The following is a 22,470-nucleotide window of genomic DNA, read 5'->3' as shown; positions in this document are numbered from 1 at the left end:
TTACGGCACTGCCGGGCGGGATCCCGATTCTGCACCAAGGAAAATGCCTTGGGGCCGTCGCGGTAGGCGGTTTATCCGCGCAGGAAGATCATGATGCGGCGCTGGCCGTCGCGGAAACGTTACTTAAGGAGATTGCCCAATGAAAAAGGTCGCCATGCTGCATACCAGTGCCGCCACGCTTACGATGATGCAACAGCTGATTGCCGACATCATGCCGGATGTTGAAGTCATGCACCTGGTGGAAGAATCCATGATCAAGCAGGTAATGAAGGCCCAGGGCGTGACGCCCAATATTGCCGCCCGCATCGCCGACTATGTGCATATTGCCGAAAAGGCGGACTGCGATATCTTTATTACCGCCTGCTCCTCAATTGGTACTGCGGTGGAGCAATGCCAGTTTATGACCCCACTGCAGCTCGCGCGCATTGACTGCGCAATGGTGGAAGAGGCGATTGAAAAAGGTGAGCGGATCGCCGTACTGGCGACCGTGGCAACCACGCTGAAGCCAACGCTGGATTACGTACAGCGCAAAGTGCAGCAGAGCGGTAAATCGCGAACCATCACGCCTATATTAATGGAGGAGGCATTCCACGCGCTGCTGGCGGGAGACATGGATACTCATGACCGTATCGTCAGTGAAGGGTTACAGAGCGCCTTTACCCAGGCGGATGTTGTGATGCTGGCGCAAGCCTCGATGGCGCGCGTTTTACAGCAGCTCCCTTCCCCGCCGGTGCCGGTAATGACCTCGCCGGAAAGCGGAATTCGCTGGTTGAAAACACTGGCATCATCCTGATAGCGGCCGGTCAGCGCCAGCATAAGATTGCTGGCGCTGACTCATCACTACTTTCAGGCCAGTTTCAGACTAAACGTCCGCGACTGCCCTGGCCGAAACTCGCCGTTAATCCCCTTCGCATCGCTCTGCTCGCCAGCGGGTATTTCATCCATACCGGTTTCGCGGCAATGCATTACGCTTTGGCTAAACGACACGGCGGCATCGCAGGTGACGCTGTCAGAGGGATTAAATAAACGCAGGATGATTTCATCTCTGTCCTCTGCTTTTTTTAACGCGCTAAGCTGACAGCCGACCGGTGACATACTCAACAGGCTGTAGCTATCGGGAACAGTAAACGCTGTTTTGTTGAGCTTCATCGCATCCCACGGGATTTTGTTATAACACTGGACGGGCGTCAGCCAGGCACGCGCCTGCTGAGCCAGGCCAACGTTAAGCGGCGTCCCGCTATAACTAAACAGGCAAAAGCGCCCGTGCAGCACGCCCTGCATCTGGGAATCCGGTACCGCCATTTTTATGCCTGACGGCCTGCCGGGACGCAATAAGAGATCCTCTTTTCCGAGTAAGCCGACGCCACGGAGCAGCGTGAGGGCAAACGTTTTTTTCTCCTCACCCACTACCTCAAATTCACGCAATCCTTCGCTAAACACCGCGAGTCCATGACGCCCCTCCTGCAGCGCGGCGTAGTTGAGCAGATTCCAGACCGGCACCGGCGCTTCTTTCCATCCCTCAGCCTGCCAGTTGGCCATCGCTTCATCGTGAACAGGCCGTAGCAGCGAACCAAACTGGGTATCAGCCAACACGTCATTAGTGTGAAATGGCGTGGGGATAAGCACCCGAACTCGGTGATCGTCAGCCTGATTGTCAATGCGAATATCAACCTCAATCCGCCGGCTGTTATGGCTTAGCGTAACACCTATTTCGATGCTAACTTCACCATTGCGCTGACGTGACGCGCGCGCCTCCAGATCCGCCGGAACCGCCATCCGATAGCGAATGATTGCCCGGTCTTGCCATCCCTCGCGGATAATTTCATGCTCAAACGCAACGCCCGCAGACGTGAGGCGCCAATCCTCGCGCGAGGGGGAGTAATCGTACTCATCCCCGTCGTCGGCGCTTTCTTCAATCTCCAGTACGCGTTGATAAACAATCCCTGAATCCTTATCGCGTAGCTGTAGCGTTCCATCGTCATTGAGATCGATCAGCCAGAACGCGTTCTCCAACAGTGCCTGGGTCGCCGGAGCGGGTATCGCCTGACGGCCAGCAACATGCGGTTCGATATACAGCGTGCAGTACCCCATCGAAGGTAGAATCTGGTTGAGCTGAATATCAAACTCCATAAACGGCTCGTAGTTGCCGTAATGGACGATTTGCCGGTCGATAAGACCAGGATCAAGCTCGCGCACGCCACGAATAAAATAAGGGATTTCATTTCCTCTGCCATCAAGCAGGCGGAACTGGCTGGCGCGAAGACGTACGGTCGTATTGATCACCGCCTCACGCGGCCAGGGCATCAGGTTGAACATCACCAGCTTGTCTTCTTCACTGTGCGCCATGTTGTCAGTGATTTTACGCAGGTAAAAACGAATCAAATTGTCGGCCATATCTTCGGCCAGCACGAAGCGTGAAACGATTTCACGATGCACTTTATCGCTACAGCAACAGCCGATGCTGTCGTGGGCATGATTCTTTAAAATCTCTTTCCACATTTTCTCCAGCAGACCGTGGTGATATTCAAAACCTAAACTCCAGGCCAGCGTGGCGAGCGGTTCCAGCAGGTTAACGATTTTATTCTCAATACGCGCATGGGTAATTTTGATATCCATTCGTGTGGAGCCAATCGTACGATGCACGCGCATATATTTACCGTCGATAAACTCGCCGTGCAGGGTAGCCAACGTCTCCCGATGCGCTTCGATATGAGCAAAAACCTCCTCGAAGCGGCTCATGACAAATTTTCGCTGCGGGTAGATTTCACGCAGTTTATCCATCACCGCAAAGATGTTTTGCTGTAACGGCATCTGGTCATGCCCGTTGGGTAATAGGATTTCTTTAGTCACCGAGGCGTTCTCCAGCACCTCGAAGTAGCCGTCAAGTCGCTTACGCAGCCCGGCCTCATCCTCGGGTAAGTACTTACCAATCGCATAGCCCAGCGGCAATACCTGTGTCGTCACCTGGCTACCGTCAGCGCTTTGCCATAAAAATTCGGTTTTATCGGTGCCATGACGTTCAGAGCACCCACGCCAGAACAGAGCCCGGTTGATACCAAAACCATTATAAATATGCGGCATCTGCCCGGACATCCCAAATGAATCAGGTAGATAACCTATCTTCATCGGTTCGCCAAAGGCCATACAATCGCGGATGCCGTACATCAGATTGCGGACAATTGACTCACCGGAAACGAGGGTCGTATCCGTTTGCGTGTACCAGGGGCCGATAATAAGCTTCCCGGCCTGCACCAGCGCTTTAACCCGCTGCCGGTTTTCAGGTTTCACCGCAAAATAGTCTTCCAGCACCGCCGTTTGACCATCCAGCACGTAATATTTGTACTCTGCATCCTGCTCAAGGCGAGTCAGGATCTCTTCCATATTGTTAACCAGCAAAATACGCGACTCTTCAGTGGTGAAGTACCACTCACGGTCCCAGTGCATATGCGGCGTAATGTGAACGCGAGATACTGCTTTCATCGTCATTTCCTGTTGAGTAAGTGCTTACGGCATCACGCTATCGGTGACGTATTTCCCCTGTTTAACCGCTTGACGCCGCCAGAGCAGTAAAATCGCCGTGGAGATAATCGTCCCAATCAGCGCAGCGCCAAACCAGCCCGCGGCGGCCATCACCGCGCTTAGGTCTGCGGGGATAAGTAAAAAGAGCGAGAAAATCCCGGCACCTGGGGTCGAAAGCCCAATCCCCATGGCCCCAACGATGGCTCCGGTCGCCATCGACCCCATCACTAAAGAGCCAATCACCCGAATCGGGTCCTCAATCGCCAGCGGAATCGCGCCTTCGGTAATCCCGGCAAGGCCGAGCAGCCAGGTGGATTTACCGGTCTCAATCTCAAACTGTTTGAACAGGCGTGGCGCCAGCATGGTTGAGGCGGTGACGGTAAAAGCAGAAACCATTTTTACCGAAGCGAAAATGGCGTAGGGGCCGAATACACCGTTGGCCATCGCGCCCAGACAAAATGCATACGCCGCTTTATTGACCGGGCCGCCAAGATCAAACGAACACATAAAGCCCAGGATCATACCGAGCAGTAGCGCGTTGGTGCCTGATAACCCATTTAGCCAGGCCGTCAGCGAGGTATTGATCCAGGCGACAGGCTCGCCAATCACAAACAACATCAGGCTACCCGCGCCCAACGTGCCAATCACCGGATAGAGGTAGAACGTTAAAAAGCCATTGAATTTGCTGCTTAAACGCAGATGCTGTTTCACCCAACGCATGAGATAACCGGCAATCAGGCCACCGGCAACACCGCCAAGAAAACCCGAGCCGATTAAGTTCGCCGCCAGACCCGCCGCAAAGCCTGGAGCCAGCGCTGGTTTATCCGCCAGCGAATAAGCGGTATAGGCCGACAGTACCGGAACCATCAGCGTGCCCAGCATCCCGCCGCCGAGTTGGCGATACATCCACAGCCAGGATTTCTCTAAGCTGTACACATCCTGTAGGCCGAAAATCTGTGCAATCAATACCGCCACCGCCAGTACCGTCCCTCCGGCGACGATTAACGGCACGGCAAACGAAATTCCGCTCAGCAGTGCTTGTTTCAGGTCGGTTTTCAGCCCCTTTTTCACCTCTGTCTGTGGCTGAGAAACACGCTGGCTTTGCAGAGGCTCCAGCGCTAACGCTTGTTCAATCAGCGCTTTTGCGTGGCGCAACGGTTCGGCAACCGGAACGGAGATCGCCGGGATACCGTTGAAACGTTCACTTTCTTTAATAGCGACCTCTGCGGCGAAAATGCAGGCGCGCGCATCATTCAGTTGTTGAGCTGTTAAGCGGTCTTCAATGCCATTGGCCCCCTGTTTTTCCACCACCACGTTAACGCCCATTTGCCGACCGGCTTTCTCCAGATACTCAGCCGCCATATAGGTATGCGCAATGCCCGCCGGACATGCGGTAACGCAAACAATCGTTGGCGCATCCGCCGTCGCCACTGCGGCCTGCGGCGGTGTTTCGACCACTAATGCCGCCAGCACCGCTTCGGCGCTGGTCGCTGCCATCACGCGAGCACGCAGATCCTCATCCGCAAGGCAGGTGGTCAGTTCGGTCAGGATTTGGATATGAGTTGAACCGGCTTCATCTGGCGGGATCGCCAGCAAAAAAATAAGTTCAACAGACTCCGGGCCATCAATACCTTCCCAGTCCATCGGTTCACTCAGCGTCGCCACCGCGAAAGCCGCCTCTTTCACGGCCGACGATTTACCGTGCGGTACCGCCAATCCTTCGCCAAGCGCCGTAGGTCCCAGCGATTCGCGGTGAAAAACTTCCGCCAGATAAGCGTCGGCATCGGTGATTTTGCCTAATTCGGTCAGCCGCTGCGTAAGTTGGCGGATGGCATCGTCACGATCGGTAAATCTCGCCTGCACACAGACTGCGCGAGGGTGGGACAGTATTGTCAAATTCATCATGGTCCTCAGAGGATTGTCATTATTATGTGCCGCGATTGTCGCAGACAAAACAATACCTTTACGTGATCAATTTCACTAACAAGACAATATTTGTATTTAATTTGTATTATTTACTATTGATAAAATGTACGCATAATTTGTCTTGAATATCTGACTTTATTGCCGACAAAAGCGAAAAGAGATGAGCAAAAAACCGATGTACCGCCAGATAGCCGACGTTCTGCGCGAACAAGTTGCAAAAGGTGAATTAAAACCAGGTGATGCACTTCCCACAGAATCTACGCTACAGAGCCGTTTCGAGGTCAGCCGCGTGACCATCAGGCAAGCACTCAAGCTGCTGACGGAACAGAATATTATCGAGAGCATTCAGGGCAGCGGTTGGTATGTGAAAGAGGAGCGCGTCAATTACGACATTTATCAGCTCACCAGTTTTTATGAGAAGCTGGCCGACCGTCAGGTTGAAACGCACAGCGAAGTGAAGGTCTTTGAGGTCATTCCAGCAGGAGAGATGCTGGCCGAGTGGCTACAGCTGGCGGCTGAAGATAAAGTCTGGCATGTAAAACGGGTTCGTTTTATTAAGCAGAAAGCCGTTACCCTCGAAGAGACATGGATGCCGCTCGCCCTCTTTCCCGATCTCACCTGGGAGGTGATGGAAAATTCTAAATATCACTATATAGAACAGATCAAAAAGATGGTTATCGATCGCAGCGAGCAGGAACTGATCCCGGTTATTCCGGATGAGGATACTGTAGAAATGCTGGGCATGCCGCAGGGGAAACCGGTGCTGGAGAAAATCTCTCGCGGGTTTCTGCTCGATGGACGCGTTTTTGAATACAGCCGCAACACCTTCAAAAGCGACGATTATAAATTTACGCTGGTGGCAAAACGACGCCATTAAAAAAGGCCATCATCAGATGGCCAACCATGTCGAAACGGGACCAGCCCTTGACTATGCAGAGAGTCAGGGCTGTTTTTTTTCTTACTTAATCACTGTTTTCAGCGCTTCGCCGATATCGGCCAGGCTACGAACGGTTTTCACGCCAGCGGCTTCCAGCGCAGCGAATTTCTCATCTGCCGTACCTTTACCACCTGCGATGATCGCACCAGCATGACCCATACGTTTACCTTTCGGCGCAGTCACACCCGCGATGTAACCCACAACCGGCTTGGTCACATGATCTTTAATGTACGCCGCTGCTTCTTCTTCCGCGCTACCGCCGATCTCACCGATCATGACGATCGCTTCGGTCTGCGGATCTTCCTGGAACAGCTTCAGGATATCGATGAAGTTAGAGCCTGGGATCGGGTCGCCGCCGATACCCACACAGGTAGACTGACCAAAACCGTAGTCGGTGGTCTGCTTAACCGCTTCATAGGTCAGAGTACCAGAACGAGAAACGATACCGACTTTACCAGGCTTGTGAATATGGCCCGGCATGATGCCGATTTTGCATTCGCCAGGGGTGATAACACCTGGGCAGTTCGGGCCGATCATGCGTACGCCAGCTTCATCCAGCTTCACTTTCACGGTCAGCATATCCAGCGTTGGGATACCTTCGGTGATGGTGATGATAAGCTTGATGCCTGCATCAATAGCTTCCAGAATGGAGTCTTTGCAGAACGGAGCCGGAACGTAGATAACGGTGGCGGTTGCGCCGGTCGCTTCTACTGCTTCACGTACGGTGTTGAACACCGGCAGACCCAGATGCGTGGTGCCGCCTTTGCCCGGCGTAACACCGCCGACCATTTGCGTACCGTAAGCAATCGCTTGTTCAGAGTGGAATGTCCCCTGGCTACCGGTGAAGCCCTGGCAGATAACCTTGGTATCTTTATTAATTAAAACTGACATTATTTCCCCTCCACTGCGGCAACAACCTGCTGAGCTGCATCCGTCAGACTTTTCGCTGCAATAATATTCAGGCCGCTATCAGCCAATTTTTTCGCGCCGAGTTCAGCGTTGTTACCTTCAAGACGTACCACGACCGGAACGTTAACGCCCACTTCTGCTACCGCGCCGATGATACCGTCCGCGATCAGGTCGCAGCGTACGATACCGCCGAAGATGTTAACCAGTACGGCTTTAACATTGTCGTCAGAGAGGATAATTTTGAACGCTTCGGTTACACGCTCTTTGGTCGCACCGCCGCCAACGTCAAGGAAGTTAGCCGGTTCGCCGCCGTGCAGTTTAACGATGTCCATGGTGCCCATTGCCAGGCCCGCGCCGTTAACCATACAACCGATGTTGCCGTCCAGAGCGACGTAGTTCAGTTCCCACTGTGCAGCCTGTGCTTCACGCGGATCTTCCTGAGACTGATCGCGCATTTCACGCAAGTCAGCCTGGCGGAACAGCGCGTTGCCGTCAGCGCCCAGTTTGCCGTCGAGGCAGATCAGATCACCCTGCTTGGTCACCACCAGCGGGTTGATTTCGATCAGCGCCAGATCGCGCTCAAGGAAGATAGTCGCCAGACCCATGAAGATCTTGGTGAACTGCTGAACCTGTTTACCTTCCAGACCCAGTTTGAACGCCAGTTCACGCCCCTGATAAGGCATCGGACCGGCCAGCGGATCGAGCGCTACTTTGTGGATCAGGTGCGGCGTTTCTTCCGCCACTTTTTCAATTTCCACGCCGCCTTCGGTAGAGGCCATGAAGACCACGCGACGGGAACTACGGTCAACAACTGCGCCGAGGTAAAGTTCTTTACCAATGTCGGTCGCTGCTTCAACCAGAATCTGATTTACCGGTTGACCATGGGCGTCTGTCTGGTAAGTGACCAGACGTTTACCCAGCCAGTGTTCAGCAAAAGCGCGAATGTCTTCTTTGCTGTTCACAACCTTCACACCGCCCGCTTTACCACGGCCACCAGCGTGAACCTGACATTTCACTACCCACGGGCCTGCGCCGATTTTAGATGCAGCTTCTTCAGCTTCACGCGGAGTAGTACAGGCATAACCCACCGGTGCCGGTAAGCCATAGCGGGCAAAAAGTTGTTTTGCCTGATATTCATGTAAGTTCATGTGTTCTGTCCATCCTTCAGGTAATCGTTATCTTTTACCCGTAGGCCTGATAAGCCTCCAGACCTACGGGGCAGGTGATACTCTTATTTACTACACGTCCAGCAGCAGACGCGTCGGATCTTCCAGCAACTCTTTAATGGTTACCAGGAAGCCTACTGACTCACGACCATCGATCAAACGGTGGTCATAAGACAGCGCCAGATACATCATCGGCAGGATTTCAACCTTGCCGTCTACGGCCATCGGACGATCTTTGATGGCATGCATACCCAGGATGGCGCTCTGCGGTGGGTTGATGATCGGGGTAGACATCAGGGAACCGAACACGCCACCGTTAGTGATGGTGAAGTTACCGCCCGTCAGATCGTCGACCGTCAGCTTGCCGTCGCGACCTTTAACTGCCAGTTCTTTAATATTTTTCTCGATGTCAGCCATACCCAGCAGATCCACATCACGCAGGACCGGCGTGACCAGGCCACGCGGCGTGGAGACCGCCATGCTGACATCAAAGTAGTTGTGGTACACCACGTCATCGCCGTCGATGGACGCGTTCACTTCCGGATAGCGTTTCAGCGCTTCAACAACCGCTTTCACGTAGAAAGACATAAAGCCCAGACGGATACCGTGACGTTTCTCGAACGCGTCACCGTACTGCTTACGCAGATCCATGATTGGCTTCATGTTGACTTCGTTGAACGTGGTCAGCATGGCGGTGGAGTTTTTCGCTTCCAACAGACGCTCAGCTACGCGTTTGCGTAGACGGGTCATCGGAACACGTTTTTCGCCACGAGCGCCCAGTTGAGCCTGTGGTGCAGGCGCGGCGGCCGGCGCTTTGGCTTCTGCTTTCGCAGCCGGTGCTTTGGCCAGATGCTTTTCAACATCTTCACGCGTGATACGACCACCGACGCCGGTGCCATTGATGGTGCTGGCTTCGAGGTTATGCTCACCCAGCAGGCGACGGATCGCCGGGCTCAGGGCATCGTTGTTCTGTTCAGCAAGAGACGCCTGCTGGCGTTGTGCCGGAGTAGAATCTTTCTCTTCAGACTTGGCGCTGGTCTCTTTGCCAGAGCTGTTGCCTTCACGCAGGCGACCGAGGATCTGGCGAGAAGTGACGGTTGTCCCTTCATCTTCCAGAACCGCATCAAGAATACCGTCCGCTGATGCCGGTACTTCCAGTACCACTTTGTCAGTTTCGATTTCTACCAGTACTTCATCACGACGTACTGCATCGCCCGGTTTTTTGTGCCAGGTTGCAACCGTTGCATCCGCTACGGATTCAGGCAGGTCGGGAACAAGAATATCTACGCTACTCATTATTTATCCTTTATTTAATCGACGTTCAGCGCGTCATTAACCAGATCTTGTTGCTGCTTCTGGTGAACGGACATATATCCTACTGCCGGAGAGGCAGAGGCCGGGCGACCTGCATAACGCAGAGCTGACCCAAATGGAATTACTTCACGGAAATGATGCTGGCTGCAGTACCATGCGCCCTGGTTGAGCGGCTCTTCCTGGCACCAGACAAAATCATGTACATGAGCAAACGGTTTCAGCGCTTCCTGCACCGCTTTATGCGGGAACGGATAGAGCTGTTCGATACGCACAATGGCGACATCTTTTTGGTCGTTCTTGCGGCGTTGCTCCAGCAGGTCGTAATAAACCTTACCAGAACACATCACGACACGCTTCACGCCTTTAGGATCAAGTTCATCTACTTCGCCAATGGCTGGCAGGAAGGTGCCATTTGCCAGTTCGTCCAGCGTGGACACCGCCAGCGGATGACGCAGCAGCGACTTCGGTGACATCACTACCAGCGGACGACGCATTCCGCGCAGCGCCTGACGACGCAGCATGTGGTAAACCTGTGCCGGGGTAGACGGGACGCAAACCTGCATGTTTTGCTCAGCGCAAAGTTGCAGATAACGTTCCAGACGCGCGGAAGAGTGCTCCGGACCCTGACCTTCATAGCCGTGTGGCAGCAGCATAACCAGACCGCACATACGGCCCCATTTCTGCTCGCCGGAAGAGATGAACTGGTCGATAACCACCTGCGCACCGTTGGCGAAGTCACCGAACTGCGCTTCCCAGATAGTCAGGGTGCGCGGTTCTGCCGTGGCATAACCGTACTCGAATGCCAGCACCGCTTCTTCAGACAGCACGGAGTCCCATACGCGGAACGTGCCCTGCCCGTTATGCACATGCTGCAGCGGAGTGTACGTTGAACCATTCGCCTGGTTATGAATCACCGCATGACGGTGGAAGAAGGTTCCGCGGCCAGAGTCTTCACCCGACAGACGTACCGGAATACCTTCATCAACCAGCGTGGCGTAAGCCAAATTCTCTGCGCCACCCCAGTCGAACAGCTTCTCGCCTGCGGCCATGGCCTGACGGTCGCCGTAAATTTTGGCAACACGCGACTGCATTTCCACCGCTTCAGGCACGGTGCTGATGCGTTTTGCTAGCTCCTGCAGACGCTTCATCTCAACTTTGTTCGGGTAGTTTTCATCCCATTCGTGGTTGAGGTACGGCGACCAGGTGAAGGAGTGCATATTCATTGGACGCCACTCTTTCACCACGCATTCGCCTGCGTCCAGCGCGTCACGATACAGATTGACCATTTCGGTCGCATCTTCCAGCGTAGCGACGTTGTCCGCTTCCAGCTTGTCAGCGTAGATTTTGCGCGGGGTCGGATGCTTTTTGATTTTCTGATACATCAGCGGCTGGGTTGCGCTTGGCTCGTCGGCTTCGTTGTGGCCGTGACGGCGGTAGCACACCAGATCGATGAAGACATCGCGTTTAAAGGTATTACGGAAATCCAGTGCCAGACGCGTTACGAAAGCGACCGCTTCCGGGTCATCCGCGTTCACGTGGAAAATCGGCGCCTGAACCATCTTACCGATGTCGGTGCAGTATGGTGTAGAACGTGCATCTAGCGGGTTAGAGGTGGTGAAGCCCACCTGGTTGTTGATAACGATGCGAACGGTACCGCCCACTTCGTAACCACGCGCTTTCGACATGTTCAGGGTTTCCTGAACCACGCCTTGCCCGGTTACTGCCGCATCACCATGAATAGTGATTGGCAGCACTTTATTGCTGCTCGGCTCGTCCAGACGATCCAAGCGTGCACGTACGGAACCGATAACCACCGGGCTAACGATTTCCAGGTGCGACGGGTTAAACGCCAGCGCCAGATGCACCAGACCGCCTTCGGTTTCGATATCTGATGAGAAGCCCATGTGGTACTTCACGTCACCGGTGCCGAGGTGTTCTTTATGTTTGCCCGCAAATTCGTCGAATAGATCCTGCGGCTTTTTACCCAGCACGTTAACCAGGACGTTCAGACGACCACGGTGCGCCATACCCAGTACCACTTCACGGGTACCGCTGTTACCGGCGTGGCGGATCATCTCTTTGAGCATTGGGATTAACGCATCACCGCCTTCCAGCGAGAAGCGTTTCGCGCCCGGGAATTTCGCGCCCAGGTAGCGTTCCAGACCTTCCGCTGCGGTCAGTTCGCTGAGGAAGCGTTTCTTCTCTTCACTACTGAACGCAGTACGGCCAGACTCGATACGCTGCTGAAGCCAGCGTTTTTCTTCGGTGCTGGTGATGTGCATATACTCGGCGCCAATCGGGCCGCAGTAGGTTTGTTTCAGCGCGACAACCAGGTCGCTCAGCTTCATCGTGTCTTTGCCACCGGCAAAAGAACCCACGTTAAAGCTTTCCTGGAAATCCGCATCGGTCAGATCGTGGAAGGAGGGATCCAGATCGGCCACATTTTCTTGCTGCCACAGTCCCAGCGGATCGAGATTCGCATGCTGATGACCGCGGAAACGATAGGCGTTAATGAGCTGCAGGACTTTAACCTGCTTCACATTGGCATCAGGGTCGGAAATAGAAGAAGAGTAACGTGGGGTAATCAACGCCTGTCGACGGAAATAATCACGTGTTTTTGAGTGGAGTTGATCCGGTTTGACTCCGGTACCAGGTAACTGCTGGAACGTCGAACGCCAGTTAGCATCTACCGAGTCAGGGTCGGTTAAGAAGTCTTCATAGAGCTGTTCTATCCAGCTCTGGTTAGAACCAGAGAGGTAAGAAGAGTCCAACCAGGCTTTCAAAGCGCTGTTCTGCATCGTGATCCCTTAAGCATTTGTATGCTTATTTCGCCGTGGATACTACCACGCACACCGATGTGCGTGCCGGGGTTCACTTGTTGCGGACTGTCGTGTCATCTGCGTCCGCTAAGGAACCTTTAAAAACTGTCTAATAATCGTCGTCGTTCAGGCTGCGATTATTGCTATCAATGTGGCAGTTTTTAGAGGTTTCCCTGCACGGCCGGGGAATCTCTTCCCCGGCAACTACAATTACTTATGCACTACGTTTGAGCAGCATCGACTTAATATGACCGATGGCGCGCGTCGGATTCAGCCCTTTAGGACATACGCTGACGCAGTTCATGATGCTATGACAGCGGAATACGCTGAAAGCGTCACTTAAACCTTCCAGACGGCTGTCGGTCTCGGTATCGCGGCTATCAATTAAGAAGCGATACGCGGCCAACAGGCCTGCCGGGCCAATAAACTTGTCCGGGTTCCACCAGAATGATGGGCAGGACGTTGAGCAGCATGCACACAAAATACATTCATACAGCCCATCGAGCTTCTCACGCTGCTCTGGCATTTGTAAATGCTCACGAGCCGGAGGATTTTTCCCATTATTCAACAAGTAAGGCTTAATCTTCTCATACTGTGCGTAGAATTGCCCCATGTCTACCACCAAATCGCGCACAACCGGTAAACCTGGCAGCGGGCGAATGACAATTTTCTTGCCCGGCTGATTCAGCGCAGAAATAGGTGTGATACAGGCTAGTCCATTTTTGCCGTTCATGTTCAGACCGTCGGAGCCGCAGACCCCTTCACGGCATGAGCGACGAAACGACAACGACGGATCTTTTTCTTTCAGCTGCATCAACGCATCCAGCAGCATCATGTCGCGCCCTTCTTCCGCCTCCAGGGTGTAATCCTGCATGCGCGGAGCGTCATCAACATCCGGGTTATAGCGATAAACTGAAAACTCGAGTTTCATTGTCCTGTCTCCGCATTAATAAGTACGAATCTTCGGCGGGAATGCCGGGCGCAGCTTCGGTTCCATATTGACTTGACGTCGCGTCATGGATTCCGACTCTGGCAGGTACAGGGAATGGCACAGCCAGTTTTCGTCATCACGTTCCGGGAAGTCGAAGCGGCTATGCGCGCCACGGCTTTCGGTACGGAAGTTTGCAGATACTGCAGTGGCGTACGCGGTCTCCATCAGGTTATCCAGCTCCAGACACTCAACGCGCTGGGTGTTGAACTCGCTGGAGGTATCGTCCAGACGGGCATTTTTCAGGCGTTCGCGAATCGCTTTCAGCTCTTCCAGACCCTTCGCCATCGCATCGCCTTCGCGGAATACCGAGAAGTTATGCTGCATACATTCCTGCAGCGCTTTACGAATTGCCACCGGGTCTTCACCGTTACGGTTACCGTTCCAGCGATTCAGACGCGCCAGAGAAGCGTCGATTTCATCTTCGGTTGCATCCAGCAGGTCACCCTGCTCTGCGATAGATTCCTGCAGATGCAGACCCACAGCACGACCAAATACCACCAGGTCAAGCAGTGAGTTGCCGCCCAAACGGTTAGCACCGTGAACCGATACGCAGGCGATTTCACCGACGGCAAACAGCCCTGGGATCACCACATCTTCGCCCTGCTCATTCACGGTCAGCGCCTGGCCGGTGACTTTGGTCGGAATACCGCCCATCATATAGTGGCAGGTTGGGATAACCGGGATCGGCTCTTTCACCGGGTCAACGTGAGCAAAGGTACGGGACAGTTCGAGAATACCCGGCAGACGGGACTCCAGCACTTCTTTACCCAGGTGGTCGAGTTTCAGTTTGGCGTGCGGCCCCCACGGACCGTCGCAGCCGCGACCTTCGCGGATTTCGATCATGATGGAACGCGCCACCACGTCACGACCCGCCAGGTCTTTCGCATTCGGGGCATAACGCTCCATGAAGCGCTCACCGTGTTTGTTCAGCAGGTAGCCACCTTCACCACGACAGCCTTCTGTTACCAGAACACCCGCGCCAGCGATACCGGTTGGGTGGAACTGCCACATCTCCATATCCTGCACCGGCACGCCAGCGCGGATAGCCATACCGACGCCGTCACCGGTGTTGATGTGGGCGTTGGTGGTGGACTGATAAATACGGCCAGCACCGCCGGTCGCCAGCACGGTTGCGCGGGCTTTGAAGTAAACCACTTCACCGGTTTCGATACACAGCGCGGTACAACCAACAATCGCGCCATCGGCATTTTTCACCAGATCCAGCGCATACCATTCGGAGAAAATGGTGGTGTGGTTTTTCAGGTTCTGCTGATACAGCGTGTGCAACAGCGCATGGCCGGTACGGTCTGCCGCTGCCGCGGTACGTGCCGCCTGCTCGCCGCCGAAATTCTTCGACTGGCCGCCAAACGGACGTTGATAAATTGTGCCATTATCGAGGCGAGAGAACGGCAGCCCCATGTGGTCCAGCTCCAGAATCGCTTCCGGACCGGTTTTACACATATATTCAATAGCGTCCTGGTCACCTATGTAGTCCGACCCTTTGACGGTGTCGTACATGTGCCATTCCCAGTTATCTTCATGGGTATTACCGAGCGCAACGGTGATGCCACCTTGCGCAGATACGGTATGGGAACGGGTTGGGAACACTTTGGAGAGCAGCGCACAGGTCTGACCGCTCTGGGAAATTTGCAGCGCCGCGCGCATACCTGCGCCGCCGGCACCAATCACAACAGCATCAAATTCTCTGACTGGCAGTTTCATTACACCCCCCACACCACAACAAATCCATAAATGACGTAAACCACCAGCGCAACGACGATAGCCAGTTGCAGAATCAGGCGCACGGCCAGCGGTTTAACGTAGTCGGTCAACACCTGCCACATGCCGATCCAGGCATGAATCAAGATGGAGAAAAGAGCCAGCAGGGTGAAGACTTTGGTGAATGCCGATGAGAAGAAACCGGTCCAGACTTCAAACGTCAGTTCGCCGCTGGTGGCGAAGAAGCCGACCATATAGATGATGTATAACGTCAGAACGATAGCGGTAGCACGGACCAGAATGAAGTCATGTACGCCGTTGCGTCCTAATGCGGAGGCGTTGCTTACCATACGAGGACTCCTGCGAGAAGTGAAAGCACGACAATGATAACGAAACAAATTTTGGCGGAACGTGTCCCTGCTTCGAGGGTTTCTTCGATATAGCCAAAATCCATCAACAGATGGCGAATGCCCATTACGGCGTGATATGCCAGCGCAATCAGGATCCCCCACAGAATTAACTCCACAAAGAAGTTATTCATAATGGATGACGCCGCGAGGAAACCTTCAGGGGAGGAAAGGCTGGTACCCAATAACCACAACAGAATCCCGACCGCCACGAAGGTGATCACTCCGGATACGCGATGGAGAATGGACGCTATCGCCGTGATTGGGAACCGGATCGTTTGTAGATCCAGATTGACAGGTCTTTGTTTTTTCACATTTCTTATCATGAATAACGCCCACATGCTGTTCTTATTATTCCCTTTGGACTTCGGGTACAGAAGATGAAGACACCTGTAGCCTGAAAGACGACGGGATTTCCTTCCTCCGGTCTGCGTGCGGGTCAGACAGCGTCCTTACTATAACTACGCGTCATATAAAACACTGCTTCCAGATGCTAAAACGACACGTTACAACGCTGGTTGGCTCGGGATTGCAGGGTATTCCGGAGACCTGGCGGCAGTATAGGACGTTCACAAAATCATTACAATTAACCTACATATAGTTTGTCGGGTTTTATCCCGAACAGTGACATAGGTCACGATAACAACATTATTTTAATTTTTAACCATCTAATTTGACAATCATTAAACAAAGTTGTTACAAACGACACCAGAAAAAGCATATAATGCGTAAAAGTTATGGGGTCACTCTTTCACCGGACATTTAGTTATGTAACAGTGTGGAAGTATTGACCAATACAGTCAGGACAGTTATTAGTGATAGACAGGTTTAATAATTCGGATTGCTAAGTTCTTGATTTGCAGTTTATTCGCCATGAAAAGACCGTTTTACCTGCAAGCGCCCATAGCTCTGTACCCAGGTTATCCCCTCTTTCGCAGAGCGGCGAGCCAAATAACAAACTGGTAACGGTTCATTGATGTACGAAGGCAAATGTGAGTTCCAGCAGTCTTAAGCAATAAGGCGCTAAGGAGACCGTAAATGGCTGATACTAAAGCAAAAATCACTCTAAATGGTGACTCTGCTATTGAACTGGATGTGCTGAAAGGTACGCTCGGTCAAGATGTTATTGATATTCGTAGTCTTGGCTCAAAAGGGATGTTTACTTTTGACCCAGGTTTCACCTCTACCGCATCCTGCGAATCCAAAATTACTTTCATCGACGGTGACGAAGGTATTTTGCTGCATCGCGGCTTCCCGATTGATCAGTTGGCGACCGAGTCGAACTATCTGGAAGTGTGTTATATCCTGCTGTACGGCGAAAAACCGACGCAGGAGGAGTACGACGAGTTCAAAACCACAGTCACTCGCCATACCATGATCCACGAACAGATCACCCGCCTGTTCCACGGTTTCCGCCGCGACTCTCACCCGATGGCCGTTATGTGTGGTGTTACCGGGGCGCTGGCTGCGTTCTACCACGACTCGCTGGATGTGAATAATCCGCGTCACCGTGAAATCGCCGCCTTCCGTCTGCTGTCCAAGATGCCGACCATGGCAGCGATGTGCTACAAATACTCCATCGGACAGCCGTTCGTGTACCCGCGTAATGACCTCTCCTACGCCGGTAACTTCCTGAACATGATGTTCTCCACGCCGTGCGAAAAATACGAAGTGAATCCGATTCTGGAACGCGCAATGGACCGTATCTTGATCCTGCACGCTGACCACGAACAGAACGCCTCAACCTCTACCGTTCGTACCGCCGGTTCTTCTGGCGCTAACCCGTTTGCCTGCATCGCGGCCGGTATTGCTTCCCTGTGGGGACCAGCACACGGCGGCGCAAACGAAGCTGCGCTGAAAATGCTGGAAGAAATCAGCTCTGTTAAACACATTCCGGAATTTGTTCGCCGCGCGAAAGACAAGAATGATTCCTTCCGCCTGATGGGCTTTGGTCACCGTGTTTATAAAAACTATGACCCGCGCGCCACCGTCATGCGTGAAACCTGCCATGAAGTACTGAAAGAACTGGGCACCAAAGATGATCTGCTGGAAGTGGCGATGGAACTTGAACACATTGCGCTCAACGACCCGTACTTCATCGAGAAGAAACTCTACCCGAACGTAGATTTCTACTCCGGCATCATCCTGAAGGCGATGGGTATTCCGTCTTCCATGTTTACCGTTATCTTCGCCATGGCGCGTACCGTGGGCTGGATTGCACACTGGAACGAAATGCACACCGACGGCATGAAAATCGCTCGTCCGCGTCAGCTGTACACCGGCTACGACAAGCGCGATTTTAAGTCTGATATTAAGCGTTAATTGTCTGCCGGATGGCGCCAGCGCCTGTCCGGCTTACAGCCATTAATTCTCCCGGGTCGGACAAGGCATTGAAGCCAGAATCCGACCTGTTTTTTTGATGCATATTATTTTATTCTCATCATGCTTTCTCTATGATTTACTGAGATTTCCGTCATTTCACTCAGGAGCATGGGATGCCTGTTTTGCAGTGGAGCCTGTTGTTTCTGCTATCGCTCCTTCTTTCCCTGTTCTTTTTGTTTATACACCTTCCAGGACCGCTGCTGCTCGGCTCGATGATCGTCGGCATCATATTCAGTATGCGCGGCATCTCACTACACCCTCCCCGCTGCACATTTCTTGGCGCGCAGGCGATTCTTGGCTGCATGATTGCCCAAAACCTGACGGGCTCAATCTTGACGACCCTTACGGCCCACTGGCCGATGGTGATTATCATCCTGCTGGCGACCCTTATCAGCAGCGCGGTAATCGGCTGGCTGCTGGTTCGCTACAGTAACCTACCGGGAAACACCGGTGCATGGGGCTCGTCACCTGGCGGTGCGGCGGCAATGGTGGCGATGGCGCAGGAATATGGTGCCGACATCCGGCTGGTGGCGTTTATGCAGTATCTGCGCGTACTGTTGGTGGTTGGCGCGGCAGCACTGGTCACCCGAGTGATGATGGGCGACCAGGCCCAAACGGTCAGTGAGCAAATTCTCTGGTTTCCGCCGCTGAGCAGCAATCTGTTCAGTACCCTGGCGCTGGCCGCCGTTGCCGGTACGGCCGGGCGTCTATTGCGTATCCCCTCTGGCGTCATGTTGCTACCGATGTTGGCAGGCGCATTGCTGAATGCCGGTGGCGTGATGGTGATCGAACTGCCGGAATGGCTGCTGGCGATTGCCTATATGGCCATCGGCTGGCAAATCGGCCTGGGTTTTGACAAGCAGATCTTTTTAATGGCGTTGCGCCCCTTACCGCAAATCCTCTTGTCCATTTTTTCACTGATGGCGATCTGCGCCGCTATGGCCTGGGGACTGGCGCATTACATGCAGATAGATTTTCTTACCGCCTATCTGGCGACCAGTCCAGGCGGCGTGGATTCTGTTGCGGTGATTGCCGCAGGGAGTCACGCCGATATGGCGCTGATCATGGCGATGCAAACCCTGCGGCTATTCAGTATTTTATTGACTGGCCCGGCGGTGGCGCGGTTTATTTCGCTACACGCGCCAAAGCATCCCGCTTAGTGCTGACATCCCGGACACCAGTAAAAGGGTCGTGAAGAGAGCGTCGTTTTTTCGATGATTCCGCCACAGCGCTCACAGGCTTCACCATCCCGGTGAAAGACCTTAAAGCGAAACAGCGCGCCGTGATGTTTATTCTCATCCACCAGCCCGCGGGTGTTATAGGACAAACGAGGAATATCAAGCAGCGCATGCGCCAGCGCATCCAACTGTTCATCTCCGAGCGTCGACGCTTTATGCTGCCCGGTCAGCCCTACCTGCCAGAGAATCTCTACCCGCAGGTAGTTACCTAATCCCGCCAGAAACGCCTGGTCCAACAGCAGGCCAGAAAACTGGCGATTGCGAAAACGCGGGGATAACAGACGCGCTTTCACGTCATCGGGCGTTAAACGTAAATCTAGGACGTCCGGCCCAACCCGTTGCAGGAACGGGTGGGTAGCGAGCTGTTCCGGCGTCAGCATGTCGATATCAGAGGCGCTATAGAGCAGAATAGTTTTGTCGTGTGTTTGCAACCTGACACGCAGAACCCGCGAAGTCTGCGGTATTTTGCCGGTATCCACCACTCGCCACACGCCATAGAGCTGATTGTGACTGTACAGCGTCAATCCATTAGAAAAATGGGTCAGCAATGCTTTACCCCGCGTTTCAAGCTGGGTAACACTCTGCCCAATCAGTTGAGATTGATACGGTTTTAGCTGCTCAAAGGCAAACCAGACATCGGTCAGGGGTTTGCCTTTGACTGCCGCCTCCAGGTTATCCGCCGCGCGGCGGATCTCCGGGCCTTCAGGCATAATACTGTCCTTTTTTAATGTGTTGCACCGCCCGTCACTGCGATATCACTCTCCACCTGCAACGCGGTGGCAATCGCAACTTCCAGCGCCCGGCGCACCATGTCCGCTGCCATACTTGGCGCCCCGGGATGCTGTGCAGCCTGTTGCGGCAAATAAGGGATATGAATAAATCCTCCCTTCACCGCCGGAACGTCACGTAGTTTATGCAGCAGGCCATACATCACGTGGTTACAAACGAAAGTGCCCGCGGTCTGGGAAACCGAAGCCGGAATTCCCGCGTTGCGCATGGCAACAACCATCGCTTTGATCGGCAACGAACTAAACCATGCCGCCGGACCATCGGCCACAATCGGCACATCTACCGGCTGTTGACCCTGATTATCCGCAATACGCGCATCGTCAACGTTGATCGCCACGCGCTCCACGGTGACATCCGTGCGCCCACCCGCCTGCCCCACCGCCAGCACCAGTGATGGCGACAGCGCGTCAATCGCACCATTGAGTACGGCAAGAGACTCGCCAAAGACGCACGGCAGTTGGCGGGCAATGACACGGCATCCGCCGATGATAGCATTGTCGAGGCCCGAGACCACTTCCCAGGAAGGGTTAACTGACTCGCCGCCAAAGGGTTCAAATCCCGTGATGAGTACTGTTTTCATCCTGTCACCTTACAAGAACATCAGGAAATACATCAGGAACACGTTGACCAGCAGCAGCAGTATGCCGGTTGGCACCTGCGCTTTAATCACCGCGTTTTTATCCGGCAGCTCCAGCAGCGCTGCAGGAACAATGTTAAAGTTTGCCGCCATCGGCGTCATTAACGTCCCGCAATAGCCAGAGAACATGCCAATTGCCGCCATTACTGCCGGATTGCCGCCGTGCTGCAGCACGAGGATCGGAATCCCAATTCCAGCGGTCACGATCGGGAAAGCGGCAAACGCATTGCCCATGACCATCGTCAGCAATGCCATGCCGAGGGTGTACACCGCCACTGCGATAAAGCGGCTATCCACCGCCAGGTATTCTTGCGTCAGCCAGGAAATACCGCTGCCTACGCCCGCTGCCGTAAACAACAGCCCGAGCGTGGCCAAAATCTGCGGCAGGATGAACGCCCAGCCGATGGAGTCCAGCAGACGGCGCGCCTCCTGAATCGGTTGATAAACCCGCTCATGGGTCATTTTTATCGCCATCGCCAGACCAATCAACGAGCCTGCGGTCATGGAAAAGAGCGTCACCAGCGTGGCGTGATTACCCGGCCCAAACAGCGCATCCTGTAAGCCCGGAATATGGTTGAACATCAGCACGCCAATAACCGTTACCACCGGAATTGCCAGCGCCGGGAAAAACAGGCGGTTACCCAGACGACTGGCGCTTTCTTCGCGCTGTTGCTGCGTTCGTTGATGGTAGCTTCCCAGCTTCACGCCGCCAAAACCGGCGATCAGGGCCAGCACGACCACCGCGACGCCAACGGCAATATGCACCGTGCGTTTGTCGCCAAACAGCGAGTATGTCCAGTCGCCAAACAGAAACAGTACGCCGTATATGCCCCAAAACAGGCCGGTGGTAAAGCGACGCGGGTTCGCTTTGTCCTGCCAGGACATCAGCGCCACAATCAGTAATACCGCTCCCGCCAGCCAATAGAGATAGCTTTGTTGAAAATTCATTTCGCTTCACCTTTCGCTGCGGCATTCGCTTTCGCCACCTCACGTTGCAAATAGCTATCCAGACGCCACAGACGCGTACCGTGGATCAGGAATGCACAAATTGCCGTTGGGATCCCCCACAAGGCAATATGCAGCGGTTCGGTCTGGATCCCACCAGACTCCAGCATAAAGTTGTGCATAAAAATGATGGCGCCGAAGGCAACAAAGATATCTTCACCGAAGAACAGTCCGACGTTATCGGTCGCAGCTGACATGGCGCGCAGACGATAGCGTACCGCCCCAGGTATCTCGCCGTGATTTTTCTCTGCGGCCCCTTCCGCCATCGGCGCCAGCAGCGGACGCACCATCTGCGGATGCCCCCCCAGACTGGTCAGCCCTAACGCAGCGGTCGCTTCGCGAATGAACAGATAGACAATAAGCAGACGACCACTGGTGGCGCTGCGGATTTTTGCAATCCACGCCTGAGCACGCTCTTTGAGTCCGTGGCGTTCCAGCAGGCCAATCACCGCCAGCGGGATCAGCAGGATAAATGGCAGGTTGCGGGTGTTAAGAAAACCTTCACCCAGCTTCTCAAGGATAGTGGCGATCGGCATATGCGCCGCCAGCCCCGTGACGATCCCGGCAATAATGACCACCAAGACCGGGTTAAAACGTAAAAGAAATCCGACCACGATGACGGCGATCCCCGTCAATGGCCAGAGAGAAATTACCTCTCCCATAATTCAGTCCTGTATATGTTGTTGTGTAATATATTATTGTTTTATATGAA

19 protein-coding genes are annotated in these 22,470 nt (G+C 53.8%); 5 read left to right on the top strand and 14 right to left on the bottom strand.

Annotated features, from left to right (window positions below; translation table 11 throughout):
• Nucleotides 1-8 precede the first annotated feature (8 nt).
• Entirely contained in the window at nt 9-143 is a 135-nt protein-coding gene (locus tag KQJ19_RS24195; protein WP_256445278.1) for a heme-binding protein, read from the top strand.
• Nucleotides 140-793 (top strand): aspartate/glutamate racemase family protein, encoded by a 654-nt coding sequence (locus KQJ19_RS05940; protein ID WP_016152288.1) that lies wholly within the window; start codon nt 140-142, stop codon nt 791-793. The genes KQJ19_RS24195 and KQJ19_RS05940 overlap by 4 nt, the downstream gene beginning before the upstream one ends.
• Nucleotides 794-846: 53 nt before the next feature.
• Here the strand turns inward: KQJ19_RS05940 and mngB are convergent, their stop codons facing one another.
• Both mngB and mngA read right to left on the bottom strand, forming a co-directional pair.
• Nucleotides 847-3,480, bottom strand: a complete 2,634-nt coding sequence (mngB, locus tag KQJ19_RS05935) for a mannosylglycerate hydrolase (protein WP_216403423.1) — start codon at nt 3,478-3,480, stop codon at nt 847-849.
• Nucleotides 3,481-3,504: 24 nt separating this feature from the next.
• A complete protein-coding gene (mngA, locus tag KQJ19_RS05930; protein WP_019076294.1) occupies nt 3,505-5,421 on the bottom strand; it encodes a PTS 2-O-a-mannosyl-D-glycerate transporter subunit IIABC in 1,917 nt (638 codons plus the stop codon).
• A 184-nt stretch (nt 5,422-5,605) separates the two neighbouring features.
• Here mngA and KQJ19_RS05925 point away from each other — a divergent pair, with 184 nt between their 5' ends.
• Nucleotides 5,606-6,322, top strand: a complete 717-nt coding sequence (locus KQJ19_RS05925; RefSeq protein WP_019076293.1) for a GntR family transcriptional regulator — start codon at nt 5,606-5,608, stop codon at nt 6,320-6,322.
• Nucleotides 6,323-6,403: 81 nt separating this feature from the next.
• Here KQJ19_RS05925 and sucD read toward each other — a convergent pair whose 3' ends face one another.
• The 8 genes from sucD to sdhC form a co-directional block, all read right to left on the bottom strand.
• The gene (sucD, locus tag KQJ19_RS05920; RefSeq protein WP_003022929.1) at nt 6,404-7,273 is read right to left on the bottom strand and encodes a succinate--CoA ligase subunit alpha; all 870 of its coding nucleotides are present in this window, start codon (nt 7,271-7,273) and stop codon (nt 6,404-6,406) included.
• Complete coding sequence (sucC, locus tag KQJ19_RS05915) at nt 7,273-8,439, bottom strand: ADP-forming succinate--CoA ligase subunit beta (protein WP_003022927.1); 1,167 nt, start codon at nt 8,437-8,439, stop codon at nt 7,273-7,275. Before sucC ends, sucD begins: the two co-directional genes overlap by 1 nt.
• Nucleotides 8,440-8,529: 90 nt before the next feature.
• Nucleotides 8,530-9,753 (bottom strand): 2-oxoglutarate dehydrogenase complex dihydrolipoyllysine-residue succinyltransferase, encoded by a 1,224-nt coding sequence (gene odhB, locus KQJ19_RS05910; protein WP_216403422.1) that lies wholly within the window; start codon nt 9,751-9,753, stop codon nt 8,530-8,532.
• A 14-nt stretch (nt 9,754-9,767) separates the two neighbouring features.
• The gene (sucA, locus tag KQJ19_RS05905) at nt 9,768-12,569 is read right to left on the bottom strand and encodes a 2-oxoglutarate dehydrogenase E1 component (RefSeq protein WP_016152283.1); all 2,802 of its coding nucleotides are present in this window, start codon (nt 12,567-12,569) and stop codon (nt 9,768-9,770) included.
• Nucleotides 12,570-12,804: 235 nt separating this feature from the next.
• The gene (gene sdhB / locus KQJ19_RS05900) at nt 12,805-13,521 is read right to left on the bottom strand and encodes a succinate dehydrogenase iron-sulfur subunit SdhB (RefSeq protein ID WP_003022921.1); all 717 of its coding nucleotides are present in this window, start codon (nt 13,519-13,521) and stop codon (nt 12,805-12,807) included.
• A 15-nt stretch (nt 13,522-13,536) separates the two neighbouring features.
• Nucleotides 13,537-15,303: a succinate dehydrogenase flavoprotein subunit gene (gene sdhA, locus KQJ19_RS05895; RefSeq protein ID WP_003022919.1), complete on the bottom strand. Its 1,767-nt coding sequence runs from the start codon at nt 15,301-15,303 to the stop codon at nt 13,537-13,539.
• On the bottom strand, nt 15,303-15,650 hold the full coding sequence (sdhD, locus tag KQJ19_RS05890) for a succinate dehydrogenase membrane anchor subunit (protein WP_005122550.1): 348 nt from the start codon (nt 15,648-15,650) through the stop codon (nt 15,303-15,305). The genes sdhA and sdhD overlap by 1 nt, the downstream gene beginning before the upstream one ends.
• Nucleotides 15,644-16,048 carry a succinate dehydrogenase cytochrome b556 subunit gene (gene sdhC / locus KQJ19_RS05885; protein WP_016152282.1) on the bottom strand — a complete coding sequence of 135 codons (405 nt, stop codon included), beginning with the start codon at nt 16,046-16,048 and terminating at the stop codon, nt 15,644-15,646. Before sdhC ends, sdhD begins: the two co-directional genes overlap by 7 nt.
• A 697-nt stretch (nt 16,049-16,745) precedes the next feature.
• On the opposite strand from sdhC, the gene KQJ19_RS05880 reads away from it, so the two are divergent.
• Entirely contained in the window at nt 16,746-18,029 is a 1,284-nt protein-coding gene (locus tag KQJ19_RS05880) for a citrate synthase (RefSeq protein WP_016152281.1), read from the top strand.
• A 173-nt stretch (nt 18,030-18,202) separates the two neighbouring features.
• Nucleotides 18,203-19,249 (top strand): AbrB family transcriptional regulator, encoded by a 1,047-nt coding sequence (locus tag KQJ19_RS05875; RefSeq protein ID WP_103766035.1) that lies wholly within the window; start codon nt 18,203-18,205, stop codon nt 19,247-19,249.
• On the opposite strand, the gene nei is transcribed toward KQJ19_RS05875, so the two are convergent.
• From nei to KQJ19_RS05855, 4 genes are read right to left on the bottom strand one after another with little or no spacing between them, the layout of a single operon-like run.
• Nucleotides 19,246-20,037, bottom strand: coding sequence for an endonuclease VIII (gene nei / locus KQJ19_RS05870; RefSeq protein ID WP_049269262.1), 792 nt, complete (start codon nt 20,035-20,037; stop codon nt 19,246-19,248). The genes KQJ19_RS05875 and nei overlap by 4 nt on opposite strands.
• Before the next feature lie 14 nt (nt 20,038-20,051).
• Nucleotides 20,052-20,696, bottom strand: coding sequence for a pyroglutamyl-peptidase I (pcp, locus tag KQJ19_RS05865; protein WP_103766034.1), 645 nt, complete (start codon nt 20,694-20,696; stop codon nt 20,052-20,054).
• 9 nt (nt 20,697-20,705) lie between these two features.
• Nucleotides 20,706-21,701: a DUF979 domain-containing protein gene (locus KQJ19_RS05860; RefSeq protein WP_216403421.1), complete on the bottom strand. Its 996-nt coding sequence runs from the start codon at nt 21,699-21,701 to the stop codon at nt 20,706-20,708.
• Nucleotides 21,698-22,420 (bottom strand): DUF969 domain-containing protein, encoded by a 723-nt coding sequence (locus tag KQJ19_RS05855; protein WP_003831395.1) that lies wholly within the window; start codon nt 22,418-22,420, stop codon nt 21,698-21,700. The genes KQJ19_RS05860 and KQJ19_RS05855 overlap by 4 nt, the downstream gene beginning before the upstream one ends.
• Nucleotides 22,421-22,470 lie beyond the last annotated feature (50 nt).

This window comes from Citrobacter sp. S46_ASV_140, assembly GCF_018919545.1.
GTDB lineage: Bacteria > Pseudomonadota > Gammaproteobacteria > Enterobacterales > Enterobacteriaceae > Citrobacter > Citrobacter braakii.
Note: the sequence above shows the minus strand (reverse complement) of the source record. Positions and strands in the feature narration are given on the sequence as shown.

What these genes read in the sequence shown, in the direction of transcription:
- KQJ19_RS05925 (WP_019076293.1), top strand. Translation starts at nt 5,606, where the DNA reads ATGAGCAAAAAACCGATGTACCGCCAGATAGCCGACGTTCTGCGCGAA.
- KQJ19_RS05860 (WP_216403421.1), bottom strand. Translation starts at nt 21,701, where the DNA reads ATGAATTTTCAACAAAGCTATCTCTATTGGCTGGCGGGAGCGGTATTA.
- sdhA (WP_003022919.1), bottom strand. Translation starts at nt 15,303, where the DNA reads ATGAAACTGCCAGTCAGAGAATTTGATGCTGTTGTGATTGGTGCCGGC.
- KQJ19_RS05880 (WP_016152281.1), top strand. Translation starts at nt 16,746, where the DNA reads ATGGCTGATACTAAAGCAAAAATCACTCTAAATGGTGACTCTGCTATT.
- nei (WP_049269262.1), bottom strand. Translation starts at nt 20,037, where the DNA reads ATGCCTGAAGGCCCGGAGATCCGCCGCGCGGCGGATAACCTGGAGGCG.
- sdhB (WP_003022921.1), bottom strand. Translation starts at nt 13,521, where the DNA reads ATGAAACTCGAGTTTTCAGTTTATCGCTATAACCCGGATGTTGATGAC.
- sucD (WP_003022929.1), bottom strand. Translation starts at nt 7,273, where the DNA reads ATGTCAGTTTTAATTAATAAAGATACCAAGGTTATCTGCCAGGGCTTC.
- odhB (WP_216403422.1), bottom strand. Translation starts at nt 9,753, where the DNA reads ATGAGTAGCGTAGATATTCTTGTTCCCGACCTGCCTGAATCCGTAGCG.
- mngB (WP_216403423.1), bottom strand. Translation starts at nt 3,480, where the DNA reads ATGAAAGCAGTATCTCGCGTTCACATTACGCCGCATATGCACTGGGAC.
- sdhD (WP_005122550.1), bottom strand. Translation starts at nt 15,650, where the DNA reads ATGGTAAGCAACGCCTCCGCATTAGGACGCAACGGCGTACATGACTTC.
- KQJ19_RS05875 (WP_103766035.1), top strand. Translation starts at nt 18,203, where the DNA reads ATGCCTGTTTTGCAGTGGAGCCTGTTGTTTCTGCTATCGCTCCTTCTT.
- sdhC (WP_016152282.1), bottom strand. Translation starts at nt 16,048, where the DNA reads ATGTGGGCGTTATTCATGATAAGAAATGTGAAAAAACAAAGACCTGTC.
- KQJ19_RS05855 (WP_003831395.1), bottom strand. Translation starts at nt 22,420, where the DNA reads ATGGGAGAGGTAATTTCTCTCTGGCCATTGACGGGGATCGCCGTCATC.
- mngA (WP_019076294.1), bottom strand. Translation starts at nt 5,421, where the DNA reads ATGAATTTGACAATACTGTCCCACCCTCGCGCAGTCTGTGTGCAGGCG.
- pcp (WP_103766034.1), bottom strand. Translation starts at nt 20,696, where the DNA reads ATGAAAACAGTACTCATCACGGGATTTGAACCCTTTGGCGGCGAGTCA.
- sucC (WP_003022927.1), bottom strand. Translation starts at nt 8,439, where the DNA reads ATGAACTTACATGAATATCAGGCAAAACAACTTTTTGCCCGCTATGGC.
- KQJ19_RS05940 (WP_016152288.1), top strand. Translation starts at nt 140, where the DNA reads ATGAAAAAGGTCGCCATGCTGCATACCAGTGCCGCCACGCTTACGATG.
- sucA (WP_016152283.1), bottom strand. Translation starts at nt 12,569, where the DNA reads ATGCAGAACAGCGCTTTGAAAGCCTGGTTGGACTCTTCTTACCTCTCT.